Genomic DNA, 13,199 nt, shown 5'->3' with positions numbered 1-13,199 from the left:
GCAATGCACAAGAGAGAGCCGGGCCTAGAGCCCGGCTTTTTCATGTGAAAAACCCCGGAATTCCGGGGTTTTTTCGACTCTTTTGACGCTTTTCGACTTGGTTGCGGAAGCGCTTCTTTCTAAAGTCCGTTTCCTGCCGGATGAGTCGTACGTTCCGGTTTCTCATGGAAGGGAATTTTTATGAACAAGAACGAACTGGTGTCCGCTGTCGCCGATGCCGCGAGTATTTCGAAGGGTGACGCGCAGTCGGCGGTTGATGCGGTGTTCTCCGTCATCACCGGCGAACTGAAGAAGGGCGGCGATGTCCGGCTTGTCGGCTTCGGAAATTTCACAGTGTCAAAACGCGCCGCCTCGACCGGCCGCAATCCGCAGACCGGCGCGGAAGTGCAGATTCCGGCGCGCACCGTGCCGAAGTTTTCGGCCGGCAAGGGCCTCAAGGACGCAGTCAACTAAGCGCCTTCTTACCCTTTTCAGAGACCAGAAAAGCCGGGCATTCCCCGGCTTTTCCTTTGCACCCGCTTTGGCTGGACGGCTCTATGCCGTCGGCGCATCCGCGCGCATCAGCCCTTCCTTTTTGAGATCGGCCCAGAGTGCTGATGGCAGTTTCGCGTCGAGCAGCGACCGGTTGCTTTCGACCTCGCTCGGCCGCTGGCCGCCGGGGATCACCGACACGACCGAAGGGTGCAGCAGCGGAAATTGCAATGCCGCCTCGATCAGGCGCACGTCGTGGCGTTTGCAAATGGCCTCGATGCGCGCGACGCGGTCGAGGATATCCTGCGGCGCCTCGGAATAATTGTAATAGGCGCCGGGCTTCGGTCCGGTTGCCAGGATGCCGGAATTGTACGGCCCGCCGAGAACGATGCCGATGCCGCGCTTCTGGCATAGCGGCAGGAAGGATTGCAGCGCCTCCTGCTCCAGCAGCGTATAGCGCCCGGCAAGCAGGAAAAGGTCGAAGTCGCCACGCTCGGCAAGTGTCTGGGCAACCTGCCATTCGTTGATGCCGCCGCCGAATGCCTTGATGACGCCCTGGTCACGCAAGGACAGCAGCCCGTAATAGCCCGAGCGCATGAACTCCTCGATGCGTTGGTCCGAGGCCTCCTTGCTGCCATGGGTGAAGATGTCGAGATCATGCACGAAAAGGATGTCGATGCGGTCGACGCCGAGGCGCTCGAGCGAGGCTTCGAAGGAGCGCATCACGCCGTCATAGCTGTAGTCGTAGACCTCTCGGCGCGACGGCGTGTCGAAGAACTTGCCGATGCCGGTGCGTTGGTCCGGCGGGCAGGCGCGCATGATGCGGCCAACTTTGCTCGACAGCACACAGTCGTCACGCCTTTTCGAACGCAGGAACGGATTGAGCCGCGTTTCCGACAGGCCAAGCCCGTAGAGTGGCGCGGTGTCGTAGTAACGGCAGCCGACTCGCCAAGCGGTCTCCAAGGTGGCGTTGGCATCCTCGTCTGAGACAGCGCGATAGAGGTTTCCCAGCGGCGCCGTGCCGAAGCCGAGTTCCGTGAAGGCGATGCCGCCATTGCCGATGCGGTCGAAATGCCGTGTCTTCATGTCCTGCCGTTTCCTCACTTCCGCAACTGCCATGACACTATCACGCCTGGGGCACTGCAAAAGCACTCCGAGCCATTGGACACGAATTTTCACGGTGATAGCATGAGCAAAAACAACCTGTTCGGGGAAAAACGTGGCCCAAACATTCAGGCAGGTCTCCGGTTCCAATGCTGGCAAAAACCTGTTCGGGGTTGCGCTCGACGAGCTTGGCACTGTGGTGGCCCGGATCGGCGAGAGCCGCATCGACGCCGCCGGCCAGACCAACATGGAGTAAGCGTCATGCGCTACGAGCTGATGCTGCCGCACCAGATCCGCAAGGCGATCGCCGAAAACTGGCCGGTCGTGCTCCCGCTCGGCGTGCTCGAATACCACGGTGAGCACATGGCCGTCGGCATGGATACGCTGGCAGTCGTCAAGATGCTGGAGCTGTTCGAAAAAGAAGCCGACATCGTCATCCTGCCGCCGTTCTACTATGGCGCGGCGAGCTACGCGGTGGCGCCGCCGGAGGGCAATGGCTCGGTTCAGGTCGGCGGCAATGCCTTGGCGCCGTTCGCGGATGAACTGTTCTACAGCCTGCTGCGCATCGGCTTTCGCAACATCCACGCCATCATCCATCACCAGACCGAGAATTTTGTTGCCGGCATGCCGACCGATCTCGCCTTCAAGACCGCCGGCCGCCAGGCGATCTTCCGTTTTCTGGAGAGGGAGCGCGGCGAGGGCTGGTGGGGCTCCGAGGCGATGGCAGGCTATTATGCCGAACATGCCGAAGGCGCCAATTTCTTCAACTGGATACAGGTGCATCCGCTGATGCCGGCAGCAATGAACGGCCAGTATCCGTTCGATCATGCCGGCATCGGCGAGACGTCGCTGATGCTGGCGCTATGCCCGGAAGCGGTGGACGCCGGCCGCTTCGCCGACAATACGGGATGGTACACGTCGACCGCCCCGGACGCCTCGGCGGAACTGGGGCAAAAGGGCGTCGCGATGATCCTCAAGCATTTGCGGGCGATATTGGCGGCCTAACGCGGCTCTGCCTTCTCCCACAAGGGGAGAAGGGAAGAAGGAGCCGCTACTTCACCGCGCCCGCGGTCATGCCCATGATCAGATAGCGCTCCAGCGCGATGCCGATGACGGCAAGCGGCGTGATTGCGGCGGTGGCCAGCGCCGCCATCGACCACCAGTTGATGCCTTGCGAACCGGTCTGGCTCGCCACCATCACGGGAATGGTCTTGGCGTCGGTCGAGGTCAGAAGTGCGGCGAAGAAATACTCGTTCCAGCACAGCACCATCGCCAGGATGAATGCGGCAACCATGCCCGGCAGCGCAATCGGCATGACAATGCGGAAGAAGGCGCCCCAGATCGACAGGCCGTCGACGAGGGCTGCTTCCTCCAGTTCGACCGGGATCGAATTGAACTGGTCGCGCATGATCCAGATGACGATCGGCAGCACCATCAGCGTGTAGAGCAGGATCAGCCCGATGCGGGTGTCGAGCATGCCGACTTCCCGGTACAGCACGAGAAAGGGCAGGGCGAGCACGACCGGCGGCAGGATCAGCTGCGACAGGAAGAAGAAGGAGATGTCCTCGTTCTTGAACCAGGCGAAGTGATAGCGATAGCGGGTGAGGCCGTAGGCCGCGAGGCTGCCAATGACAATGGCGAGGCTCGATGCGCCGACCGAGGTGATGACCGAGTTCATGAAGCGCTTGATGAACTCGTCGCGCACCGTCGAGGTCCGGAAGATCGAATCCGGCGACAGGCCGAGCGAGCGCCAGCCCTTCCAGTCCGGCCGGAAGTCGACGAAGGGGATGAGATGGCCCTGGGTGACATCGACCGCCGTCTTGAACGAGGTGGTTATCGTCCAGTAGATCGGGAACAGGCAGATGAAGGCCCAGAACACCAGCGCCCCATAGATGAAGACGCGGTTGGCGAAAAAGCTCGCCGGCGAGCGGATTTCGGAAGCGGCATAGTCGGTGGTCTGGACGCTCATGTCGCCGCCCCTATCAATTGACGTTGCGCACGAAGCGGTTGGCGAATTTCAACAGCCACGTCACGAACACGATGATGATGATGAGGTAGGCCATCGCCAGCATGGTGCCGTAGCCGACATTCGAGCGGTCGCGATACTCGCGATAGATGAAGCTCGACACGGAATCGGTCGCGCCGCCCGGGCCGCCCGAGGTGACGGTGATGATGATGTCGGCAAGCTTCAGTTTGAAGATGATGCGCAGGATGATCGCCGTCACCGATACCGGCAGCATCAGCGGGAACGTGACCTGCCAGAAGGTCTGCCAGGCATTGGCCCCGTCAACCCTGGCGGCCTCAAGAACCTCGCGCGACATAGCCTGAAGGCCAGCGAGCAGCATGATCATCATGAACGGGATGAAGGTCCAGGCATCCAGCACCATGATCGAGATGCGGGCGGTGATTGGGTTTGAAAAGAAGGCGGGGTTTTCCCAGCCGAGCTGGCGCGCCAGCGCCGCGGCTGGCCCGAACCGGTATTCCATCAGCGATTTGCCGATCATCCACGAGACGGCGACCGGCGACAGCATCAACGGCATGAGGAAGACGACACGGAAGAATTTGCGCGCCCTGATCTGTGCGTTGAGCAGCAGGGCAAGGCCGAAGGCGATGACATATTCGACCAGCACCGCAAGCACATAGAGCACCATGTTGAACAGCGCGTTGCGGTAGTAGGGATCGGCCAGCATCTGCCAGAAATTGTCGAGCCCATTGAACTTCCGGCCGGAGAAGGAACTGAGGTTCCAATCGGTCAGCGCGATGTAGAAGCCGAACAGCGTCGGGAAGATAACCATGACGATGGTGAACAGCAGCGCCGGCAACAGGAACAGCGCGCGCTGGCCGTCTTCGCCGCGCGTCAGCACCTGGCCGACGCCGAGTGCTATACCCCACAGCACATAGGCATAGACGACCGGCCGCCAGGTCTCGAATCCGATCGTGTCGACCTCTGTCTTGTAGAGGATCTGAACTGCGATCACTGCCAGTAGGCCGAGGGTCGCAGCAGCCATCAACGCCCGGCCGAGCCGCTTGCGGCCCGGCGATATCAGATCGGATGGAGCGGCGTTTGCCGGCCACGCATTGGTGGACAAAGTCTGGTCAGCCACGCGTCTCGTCCGTTCACTGAAGGCTTTTATGACCGGCTGGCCGGTCAAGATGCAGTCCGGCGGCTTTGCGTCGCCGGACTGCGGTTCCTAGAATCTCAGCCTAGCCAAGCGAGGCCTTGTAGAGCTTGACCTGGTTTTCGCGGCCGATCTGGTCGGTCAGCTTCTCCCAGGCGGCTGCGATGGCGTCGGCGCCTTCCTGCGCCGTCATCTTGCCGGCGAATGTGTTGGCCAGGATGTCCTCGGCGGCGCTGTAATATTGGAAAATGCCGGGGATGCGCGGCTCGATCGCGGCGTTCGGATGGTTGTAACTGTCGGCCTCCGATTTCAGATACGAGGTGATGAAAGCCTCATCGTAACCGGCCGCCACCCATTCCGGAATGTTGAAATGCGAGTTGCGGTAAGGCTGGAAGCCGGACGGATATGCCGCGCACCAGAGCGACAGGTCCTTGCCGCCGAGATGGGCAGCGGCAGACCACGCCGCCTTCTTCTTCTTTTCGTCGCTATCGACCCGTGCCATGACGTAGACGCCCCAGCCGAGATAGGCGCAGTTCGGCGCATAATTCGGGCCGCTTGCCAGCTTGTCCCACTGGCCGGTCTTGGAATTGTAGACGTCGTCGGAGCCAGGCAGGATCGAGAAGCCGGTGACGTCGCCGACGACAGAACTGTCGTTGGTCTTGACGTTGGAGCCGACGTCGCCCCACCAGGTGACCATCGAACCGGTGCCGGCCAGGAACTGCTGGAAGGCGGTGGTGTTCGGGTCGGCGTTGATCTGATCGGCAGGCTCGGAAGGCAGCGCGTCGATAACGTCCTGGATCGCCCGCACCCAGGCTGGATTGTTGATGCGCGGCTTCATCGTGTCGGCGTCGAACAGCCAGGCCTTGTCGTCGGGATGCTTGGCATAGGCGCTGGCGCGGCTGCCGAGGAAGTAGAACCCGAAGCCGCCCCACGCCTTGGGCGCGTCGAGATAGCCGAAGACGTCCTGGCCCTGGAACTGCTTGCCCTTGAGGAACTTGGTTACGGCCTGCACCTGCTGCCAGGTCTTCGGCACGCCCCATTCACCGCCACCGCCGGCGTCCTTCCACGCCTTGGCGAGGTCGGCATCGGCAAACACGTCGGTGCGGTAGTTGAAGTTGTGCGCATCGCCGTCGACGGTCACGCGGTACTGCTTGCCGTCCCAGGTGCCGACCGGTGGCTGCAGATAGGCCACGACGTCCTTCATGTCGATCTGGTCCTTGACCCAGTCCGGCATTTCGGAAGTGAGGCCCTTGCCGCAGACATCGCCTTCGAACGGCGCGCCCATCTCGATGATGTCGAAATCGACGGTGCCGGTGGCGATCGACTGCTGCAGGCGGGCGTTGTAGTCCGCCTGCGCCAGGTCGATCCAGTTGATCTTGGCGCCGGTGTAGGTCTCCCAAGGCTTCAGGAAGCCACGAAACAGCACATTGTGCAGGTTCTGGTTGTTGAGCCCCATGAAGGTGAGCTGGACGCCGGCGAATTCGCCCTCCTTGACGTTGGCTTTGGTCGCCTCCAGGCAAAGCTCGCCGACCTGCTGGAAGTCGGCATCGGTCGGCTGGCCCTTGCCGACACCGGGGATCTGCAGGATCTGCGCACGCAGCTCGCTTGCGGCGGAAGCCGGGCGCGTCAGCGCGCCAAGCCCGGCGCCGGAGGCCGCTGCGATCGCGGCCATGCTGGCCGCGCCTTTAAGGACATCGCGGCGAGTGGCTCCCGCGCGCATAAATTGGTTGTAAAGGCTGACTTTCATTTCGTTCCTCCCAGAATCTCAATGGTAATTGTTTCGGGTGTTTGGAGCGCTGGACGTGTTCCCCAACAGCAGCGACTCGTAGAAATAGCGGCCCAAGTTTTCCTCCGCGACACTTTGATTTCCGTGGCCCGGACGAGCGTGCCGGTGCGCCCGGAACAGGGTCATAACCCGAGCCCTTTCACTATTCTCACAACCAAGTGCCGTGTCAACGAGAATGGGGTTTTTTATCTATAAAAGACTGACTTGCCCTAGCCGTTTGCGTTGTTTAGCTTCACCGCAACGAAAGGGGGGCCCATGGCTCAAGTCGCGATCAGCAATGTGGCCAAGGCGTTCGGAACCGTCAAGGTCCTGCACGATGTCAGCGTCGACATCGCCGACGGGCAGTTCGTGGTTCTGGTCGGTCCTTCGGGGTGCGGCAAGTCCACGCTGCTCAGGATGGTGGCGGGGCTGGAGACCGTTTCCGGCGGCACGATCGCGATCGGCGACCGTGTCGTCAATCATCTGCCGCCGGCCAAACGCGACATCGCCATGGTGTTCCAGAATTACGCACTCTATCCGCACAAGACGGTCGAGCAGAACATGGCCTTTGCGCTGAAGCTGCGGAAGACCGATCCGGCGGTGGTCGCCGAGCGGGTCAAGCGCGCCGCCGATATCCTTGACCTCAGTCCCTATCTCAAGCGCTATCCGCGCCAGCTCTCGGGCGGCCAGCGCCAGCGCGTCGCCATGGGCCGCGCCATCGTGCGCAACCCGCAGGTGTTTCTGTTCGACGAGCCGCTGTCTAACCTCGACGCAAAGCTGCGTGTGCAGATGCGCACCGAGATCAAAGAGCTGCACCAGCGGCTGAAGACCACCACCATCTATGTCACGCACGACCAGATCGAGGCCATGACTATGGCAGACAAGATCGTGGTGATGCGCGACGGCCGCATCGAGCAGGTCGGCGCGCCGCTGGAACTGTTCGACCGGCCGGCCAATCTGTTCGTCGCCGGCTTCATCGGCTCGCCCTCGATGAACTTGCTCAAGGGCGTGGTGCGCAAGGGCGACAAGCCTGTCGTTGAGATCGCCGGGACGCCGTTCCCTATCGCCGCGAACAGCGCCGTGGAGGATGGGCGCAAGGTCGTCTACGGCGTGCGGCCCGAGCATCTCGAAATCCACCCCGACGGCGTGCCGGCGAAGATTTCCGTCGTCGAGCCGACCGGTTCCGAAACGCTGGTGTTTCTGCGTTTCGGCGAGGGCGAGATGGTGGCACTGTTCCGTGAGCGCCACGACTTCAAGCCGGGCGACACGCTTCACCTGAAACCACGGCTGGACCAGGTCCACCTCTTCGACGCAGAGACCGGCCGTCGTCTCTAACACTTTGAATTTGCGCATGATCTTATCCGAAACCGACATCACTTTTCGGGATCACGCGCCAGGCTTCGCATCAAAAAGACCGTTCGGGAGGAATGCCATGCTCAAAGGGATCAATCCGCTGCTCAATGCCGATGTGCTCCAGGCGCTGCGGGCGATGGGCCACGGCGACGATTTGATAATCGCCGACACCAATTTCCCCTCCGATTCGGTGGCCCGCCAGACCGTCCTCGGCCGACTGCTGCGTATCGATGCGCCGGCCGCGGACGTGGTCAAGGCGGTGCTGTCGCTCTATCCGCTGGACAGTTTCGTCGACGATGCGGCCGCCCGCATGGAGATCGTCGGCAAGCCGGACGAGATTCCCGCAGTGCAGAGGCAAGTGCAAGACGAGATCGACGCGGCGGAGGGCAAGCCATGGCCGATGATTTCGGTCGAACGCTACGCCTTCTACGAACGTGCCAAAAAGGCCTATTGCGTCATCCAGACCGGCGAGCGCCGCTTTTATGGTTGTTTCGCCTTCCGCAAGGGCGTCGTTCCGCCGGATGCGGAGTAGGGAGATGCCAGGCAAGCCTGTCGTCATACTGGGCGTCTTCGTCGCCGATACTGCCTACCGCGCCGCCCGCCAGCCACGCATGGGCGAGACGCTCCTTGGAACATCCTTCACGCTTGGCCCCGGCGGCAAGGGCTCCAACCAGGCGGTTGCGGCCGGCCGTCTCGGTGCCGACATCACTTTCCTGACGCGCCTCGGCGTCGATCCCTTTGCCGATATGGCCAGGCAAACCTGGGCGCAGGCCGGGGTGAAGAGCGCGGTCATCGACACGCCGGAGAGTTATACGGGTGCGGCCTATATCTTCGTCGAGGAGACCACCGGCAACAACGCCATCATCGTCAGTCCGGGTGCGGCCATGCTGATTTCGCCCGACGACATCGAGGCTAACGCCGGCCTGATCCGCTCGGCGGGCGTCTTCGTCACCCAGCTCGAGCAGCCGATCGAGGCGGCGCTGCGGGCGCTGGAGATCGCGCGCGGGGCAGGCGTGACGACCATCCTCAACCCGGCGCCGGCGGCAAAGCTTCCTGACCGCATCTATACGCTTTGCGACTATGTCACGCCGAACGAGACCGAGGCCGAGGAACTGACCGGTATCAATGTGTCCTCCATCGACGACGCCCGCCGCGCCGCCGACAGTCTGCTCAGCAAGGGCGTCGGTTCGGCGATCATCACGCTCGGCGAAAAAGGCGCGCTGCTGCACACGGCCGATCGTTCCGACCATGTTCCCGTGGTCAATGCCGGCGCGGTGGTCGAGACCACAGGGGCGGGCGACGCCTTCAATGGCGGCCTGGCGGCAGCGCTCGCCAAAGACATGGAGCCGCTGCAGGCGGTGCGCTTCGCCTGCGCCGTTGCCGGCATTTCGGTAACCCGGCCCGGCACGGCGCCGTCGATGCCGACGCTACAAGAGGTCGAGGCATTGCTCGCCAAAGGGTGAGGCCGCGCAGCCTGGCCGGCGCTCTCAACTTTAGTCCGTTCCGACCACGGTGACATATTAGCCACAGTTAATATGAATCGGCAAACCTATCTTGCGTCATTGGCATAGGTGTCCCGTAATGGATCACTGGGTCTGGCGCCGCAATTGCACGGTCAGCAATGCCGGGGGGCAACCCTGGCAATCGGGGGGTAACCTGGGGGGCCCGCCGCTTCGCAAATGGAGCGGCGGACTTTTTCACGGCACCACACCATCAGAAGCCGCCTACGGATGGGAATGGCTGTGTTTTACAATGCTCGCGGGGAAGTACCTGTCGCGCCGAATGAGGCGGATCTAGCTGCGAACGCCGGACAATTCGCGGACCTCTGCCCGCAGCGCCTGTAACTCCGCGAGGATGATGGCCTGATCGCTGTGCAGCGTTGCCCTGTCGGCCGATTCTACGGCTTCATGCTCGGCCTCCATTGCCGAAACGATCACGCCGATGAACAGATTGAGCACGGTGAACGAGGTCGCGATGATGAAAGGGATGAAGAACAGCCAGGCGGTCGGATAGACCGCCATGACCGGGCGCACCACGCCGTCCGACCAGCCTTCGAGAGTCATGACCTGGAAAAGCGTGAAGAGCGATTCCGGTATGCCGCCGAACAGTTCGGGAAAGGACGAGCCGTAGAGCTTCGTCGCCATCACCGCAAAGACGTAGAACACCAGCCCGAGCAACAGCATGATCGAGCCCATGCCGGGCAAGGCGGTGATGAAGCCGGTGACGACACGGCGCAGCGACGGAACGATGCTGATCAGGCGCAGGACCCGCAGGATGCGCAGCGCCCGCAGCACGGAGAGCGAACCGGTCGCGGGGATGAGCGCGAAACCGACGACGAAGAGGTCGAAGATGCGCCATGGATCTCGGAAGAAATTCGTCCTGTAGACGACCACCCGGATCGCGAGTTCGAGCACGAAGACGCCGAGGATCGCGCGGTCGATGGCTGTTAGAAGAGGGCCAAAAACAGCAATCGCATCGGGCGAGGTTTCGAGGCCGAGCGTGACGGCGTTGATCAGGATCAGGACCATGATCGTGAGGTCGAAATGGCGCGATTCGATGAGCGATTTCAGGGCGTCCAAGGCTTCTTCTCCGTTAGAGCATCGGACCCAAAGTGGGAACCGGGTTCGGGAATATCCAATGCTCAAACGCATATGACAGGCTCGGAACGCAACAAATACAAAAGTTGAAACTCTCAGGAAACCGAAAGTTTCGAGATTAGCCGAAGCACCCCTCCACTTCGTCATCCCAGGGCGGAGCAAGGAGCGAAGCTACGCGGCGCAGACCCTGGGATCCATGCCGCTACCTCGCGGCAGTGCTCCTGCGGACCAGAACCGAACGCTACCACCCCGTTCCACGAAAAAGCTCGAACCAATCCGGATTGGTCTTCTCGATCAGTTCGATCTTCCATTGGCGCGGCCAGCGCTTCAGCGACTTCTCGCGCTGGATGGCGTCACGAATGTCGAAATGTTCTTCGTACCAGACCAGGCGCCGCACGCCGTAGCGGCTGGTGAAGCGCGAGCCTTCGCCGGATTTGTGCTCCGGCATGCGGCGGCCGAGATCGTTGGTGACACCGATGTAGATCGTGCCACGCTTCTGGCTCGCGGTCATGTAGGCATAGCCGGTCATGGTGGAAGGGTAGCTGGCACCCTTGCGGATACAAGCGCCATTCTTGGCCGCTGCATTCTTCGGCTGATGTCACGGCGTGGATCCCAGGGTCTGCGCCGCGTCGCTTCGCTCCTTGCTCCGCCCTAGGATGACGAAGGCGCGGGGGCTTAGCGCTAATCGCAGACGTTGGAGATTGGCAGTTGGAGGCCGGCCGACAGCGACCCTCGACGGGGCTCAGTCGAAGAACCAAATCCTCTGTGCATAAAAACTGGGCCATCCGCGACCTCCAGCGCGACAGGCCCCGGTCGGAAATGGTCTTCTGGCCCGCTGTCAAAGCGAATCACTGCTCTATGTCGCTGTAGCGACTGCATTTTTCTACGGCAGCGTGAAGGAAGAACCGTCACACAGCGATGATCTACCAAGTCGCCAGGAACCATGCGGCGAGCAGCGGGTTTGGCTTGGATGCCGACACGTTCGGTCCACCATTCTCCAGGGAGAATACGATGAAATCAGCAAGCAAAACCACAGCAGTTGCCGCGGCGCTGGCTATGCTGGCCTCGGCGGCGCTATCCCAGACGACCCCACCTGCGCCCGCCGCACCTGCACAGAATCAAGGTTCACAGCCGTCGCCAGGCGGGCCAACCGAAGACTCCATGCGCAATATGATGCGTCAGATGATGACCGAGATGCTGGAGGAGAGAATGCAAGAGCATCGCCGGCCCCGAGCAGAACGACGAGGCGGCGACCGTTGGCATCGCGATTTCCGCAGAGGTCCGCATGATGGGCGCCGAATGGGAGGCGGGATGATGCATGGCGCACGGATGCGAATGATGTTCGCCATAGTCGACGCCGACGGCGATGGTGCGCTGTCTCAAACCGAAGTTCAGGATTTCATCGGGCGGATATTCAACGCCGTCGACGAGAACGGCGATGACAGCGTCGACAGGGAGGAAATCCGATCCTTCTTCCACGGAGGTGCCGACGAAACGGATGAATAAATCACTGCAAGTCTCGCGCGTTCCTGGACGAAAATTCGGGAAAGGAATTCGGAAATGGCTGGTCTCGTTGGCAAGTTCGTCGGGAAAACCCCGGCGCCTCGCAAGGGCATGGCTAGTCCCAGACTGAGTGAGAAAGACTTCAAGGCAAGGTACAAGCAGCAATTCGTCGATCCAGCATTCGAACCGCTCGCCCAGTCGATTGAGCAAATCGCTTCGATCGCCTGGCAGGCTTATGCGGATTCCCGCAAGAGCCCGATCACGAGGAAAGCCGGTCCTGAGTTCAGCGACCCCGATTACGATCTGTCGGTCGATTGGATTGCGGCGCATGAAGCGATGCTAGAGGCGCAGCGTCGGTACGAGGATCCAACGGTCCCGCCGCGTCTATTGATCATCAACGGGTCGTCGCGCAGCGAGCACACCTGTCCCGGCGAAATGTCGAAGAGTTTCCGGCTCGCCGAAATCGCCCGTGAGACCATCGACAAGGAAACGAAACTTGCGGTCGAAATTCTCGATCTGTCGCGACTCGCTTCCGAATACGGGAGGAACATCCATCCATGCAAGGCGTGCTTTTCGACGGCCGCTCCACTCTGCCATTGGCCCTGTTCCTGCTATCCCAACCATTCGCTTGGGCAAGTTCAGGACTGGATGAACGAAATCTACCCAATGTGGGTCGCCGCCCATGGGATCATGATCATCACGCCGGTGAACTGGTATCAGGTTTCCTCGCCTGTCAAACTGATGATGGACAGGCTTGTCTGCGCTGACGGTGGCAATCCAGACCCCTCGCTGACTCAAGGCAAGGATGCGGCAAAGGCAAAAGAGGTAGAACTGGCCGGGTGGGACTATCCGCGTCATCTGGCGGGCAGGCTATTTTCTGTGATCGTGCACGGCGATGTCGAAGGTGCGGAGAATGTGCGGCATTCCATCGCTGACTGGCTGCGCTTCATGAAGTTGTCGCCGGCCGGCCCCAGCGCCGAGCTCGACCGCTACATCGGTTATTGGAAGCCGTACGCCACAAGTCATGATGAACTCGATGCCGACGAGACAATCCAGGAAGAAGTTCGCAACGCCGCCCGCTCGCTCGCCGAAGCCGTCGTCGAACGTCGGGCGGGCCGTTTCCGTCAGATCGGCATCGGCCTGGAAGACCCGCGGGAAAAGTAGGCGACCCGATCAGCGAAGCACGGAATCCCGCAATTCCGCTCGGAACCGAGCCCGAGCTTAGTCGGCGAACGTGCCGAGCATCGGCTTACGAAGGCTTGGGAAAAATGGTTTCATGAAAGCTCT

At 61.5% G+C, this 13,199-nt stretch carries 14 protein-coding genes; 8 read left to right on the top strand and 6 right to left on the bottom strand.

The annotated features are described in order from the left end of the window. Positions 1 to 180: 180 nt before the first annotated feature. Positions 181 to 453 (top strand): HU family DNA-binding protein, encoded by a 273-nt coding sequence (locus tag EOA78_RS18000; RefSeq protein ID WP_023798342.1) that lies wholly within the window; start codon positions 181 to 183, stop codon positions 451 to 453. Positions 454 to 534: 81 nt separating this feature from the next. On the opposite strand, the gene EOA78_RS17995 is transcribed toward EOA78_RS18000, so the two are convergent. Then, positions 535 to 1,557 (bottom strand): aldo/keto reductase, encoded by a 1,023-nt coding sequence (locus EOA78_RS17995; protein ID WP_127316292.1) that lies wholly within the window; start codon positions 1,555 to 1,557, stop codon positions 535 to 537. A 133-nt stretch (positions 1,558 to 1,690) separates the two neighbouring features. Here EOA78_RS17995 and EOA78_RS36010 point away from each other — a divergent pair, with 133 nt between their 5' ends. Together EOA78_RS36010 and EOA78_RS17990 are read left to right on the top strand one after the other, a co-directional pair. After that, positions 1,691 to 1,831 carry a hypothetical protein gene (locus tag EOA78_RS36010; RefSeq protein WP_164783806.1) on the top strand — a complete coding sequence of 47 codons (141 nt, stop codon included), beginning with the start codon at positions 1,691 to 1,693 and terminating at the stop codon, positions 1,829 to 1,831. Positions 1,832 to 1,836: 5 nt separating this feature from the next. Next, positions 1,837 to 2,580 carry a creatininase family protein gene (locus tag EOA78_RS17990; protein WP_127316291.1) on the top strand — a complete coding sequence of 248 codons (744 nt, stop codon included), beginning with the start codon at positions 1,837 to 1,839 and terminating at the stop codon, positions 2,578 to 2,580. Positions 2,581 to 2,626: 46 nt separating this feature from the next. Here EOA78_RS17990 and EOA78_RS17985 read toward each other — a convergent pair whose 3' ends face one another. The 3 genes from EOA78_RS17985 to EOA78_RS17975 form a co-directional block, all read right to left on the bottom strand. Next, complete coding sequence (locus tag EOA78_RS17985; protein ID WP_127316290.1) at positions 2,627 to 3,544, bottom strand: carbohydrate ABC transporter permease; 918 nt, start codon at positions 3,542 to 3,544, stop codon at positions 2,627 to 2,629. A 13-nt stretch (positions 3,545 to 3,557) separates the two neighbouring features. Next, positions 3,558 to 4,679 (bottom strand): sugar ABC transporter permease, encoded by a 1,122-nt coding sequence (locus tag EOA78_RS17980; protein ID WP_127316289.1) that lies wholly within the window; start codon positions 4,677 to 4,679, stop codon positions 3,558 to 3,560. Between the two features lie 100 nt (positions 4,680 to 4,779). Beyond that, positions 4,780 to 6,441: a sugar ABC transporter substrate-binding protein gene (locus EOA78_RS17975; protein ID WP_127316288.1), complete on the bottom strand. Its 1,662-nt coding sequence runs from the start codon at positions 6,439 to 6,441 to the stop codon at positions 4,780 to 4,782. A 294-nt stretch (positions 6,442 to 6,735) separates the two neighbouring features. Between EOA78_RS17975 and ugpC the strand changes: the two genes are divergently transcribed. The 3 genes from ugpC to rbsK all read left to right on the top strand — a co-directional run bounded on the left by ugpC (position 6,736) and on the right by rbsK (position 9,275). Further along, on the top strand, positions 6,736 to 7,794 hold the full coding sequence (gene ugpC / locus EOA78_RS17970; protein ID WP_127316287.1) for a sn-glycerol-3-phosphate ABC transporter ATP-binding protein UgpC: 1,059 nt from the start codon (positions 6,736 to 6,738) through the stop codon (positions 7,792 to 7,794). A gap of 97 nt (positions 7,795 to 7,891) precedes the next feature. Further along, positions 7,892 to 8,344 (top strand): RbsD/FucU family protein, encoded by a 453-nt coding sequence (locus EOA78_RS17965; protein WP_127316286.1) that lies wholly within the window; start codon positions 7,892 to 7,894, stop codon positions 8,342 to 8,344. 4 nt (positions 8,345 to 8,348) lie between these two features. Next, positions 8,349 to 9,275, top strand: coding sequence for a ribokinase (rbsK, locus tag EOA78_RS17960; RefSeq protein ID WP_127316285.1), 927 nt, complete (start codon positions 8,349 to 8,351; stop codon positions 9,273 to 9,275). Positions 9,276 to 9,605: 330 nt separating this feature from the next. Here the strand turns inward: rbsK and EOA78_RS17955 are convergent, their stop codons facing one another. Beyond that, positions 9,606 to 10,391, bottom strand: coding sequence for an ion transporter (locus EOA78_RS17955; RefSeq protein ID WP_127316284.1), 786 nt, complete (start codon positions 10,389 to 10,391; stop codon positions 9,606 to 9,608). Positions 10,392 to 10,650: 259 nt separating this feature from the next. Next, entirely contained in the window at positions 10,651 to 10,938 is a 288-nt protein-coding gene (locus EOA78_RS17950; RefSeq protein ID WP_127316283.1) for a GIY-YIG nuclease family protein, read from the bottom strand. Between the two features lie 482 nt (positions 10,939 to 11,420). Between EOA78_RS17950 and EOA78_RS17945 the strand changes: the two genes are divergently transcribed. Together EOA78_RS17945 and EOA78_RS17940 are read left to right on the top strand one after the other, a co-directional pair. Beyond that, positions 11,421 to 11,915 carry an EF-hand domain-containing protein gene (locus EOA78_RS17945; RefSeq protein WP_127316282.1) on the top strand — a complete coding sequence of 165 codons (495 nt, stop codon included), beginning with the start codon at positions 11,421 to 11,423 and terminating at the stop codon, positions 11,913 to 11,915. 54 nt (positions 11,916 to 11,969) lie between these two features. Continuing rightward, positions 11,970 to 13,076, top strand: coding sequence for a flavodoxin family protein (locus EOA78_RS17940; RefSeq protein WP_245477568.1), 1,107 nt, complete (start codon positions 11,970 to 11,972; stop codon positions 13,074 to 13,076). The last annotated feature ends 123 nt before the right edge of the window (positions 13,077 to 13,199 follow it).

This window comes from Mesorhizobium sp. M5C.F.Cr.IN.023.01.1.1 (assembly GCF_003997585.1).
In the GTDB taxonomy this organism is placed as follows: Bacteria; Pseudomonadota; Alphaproteobacteria; order Rhizobiales; family Rhizobiaceae; genus Mesorhizobium; species Mesorhizobium wenxiniae.
The sequence above is the reverse complement of the archived record's forward strand: the minus strand, read 5'-3'. Positions and strand labels throughout refer to the sequence as shown.

Bases quoted from the DNA above. Each gene is read 5' to 3' on its own strand.
- EOA78_RS18000 (WP_023798342.1), top strand. From the start codon at position 181: ATGAACAAGAACGAACTGGTGTCCGCTGTCGCCGATGCCGCGAGTATT.
- EOA78_RS17995 (WP_127316292.1), bottom strand. From the start codon at position 1,557: ATGAAGACACGGCATTTCGACCGCATCGGCAATGGCGGCATCGCCTTC.
- EOA78_RS17990 (WP_127316291.1), top strand. From the start codon at position 1,837: ATGCGCTACGAGCTGATGCTGCCGCACCAGATCCGCAAGGCGATCGCC.
- EOA78_RS17985 (WP_127316290.1), bottom strand. From the start codon at position 3,544: ATGAGCGTCCAGACCACCGACTATGCCGCTTCCGAAATCCGCTCGCCG.
- EOA78_RS17975 (WP_127316288.1), bottom strand. From the start codon at position 6,441: ATGAAAGTCAGCCTTTACAACCAATTTATGCGCGCGGGAGCCACTCGC.
- ugpC (WP_127316287.1), top strand. From the start codon at position 6,736: ATGGCTCAAGTCGCGATCAGCAATGTGGCCAAGGCGTTCGGAACCGTC.
- EOA78_RS17965 (WP_127316286.1), top strand. From the start codon at position 7,892: ATGCTCAAAGGGATCAATCCGCTGCTCAATGCCGATGTGCTCCAGGCG.
- rbsK (WP_127316285.1), top strand. From the start codon at position 8,349: ATGCCAGGCAAGCCTGTCGTCATACTGGGCGTCTTCGTCGCCGATACT.
- EOA78_RS17950 (WP_127316283.1), bottom strand. From the start codon at position 10,938: ATGACCGGCTATGCCTACATGACCGCGAGCCAGAAGCGTGGCACGATC.
- EOA78_RS17945 (WP_127316282.1), top strand. From the start codon at position 11,421: ATGAAATCAGCAAGCAAAACCACAGCAGTTGCCGCGGCGCTGGCTATG.
- EOA78_RS17940 (WP_245477568.1), top strand. From the start codon at position 11,970: ATGGCTGGTCTCGTTGGCAAGTTCGTCGGGAAAACCCCGGCGCCTCGC.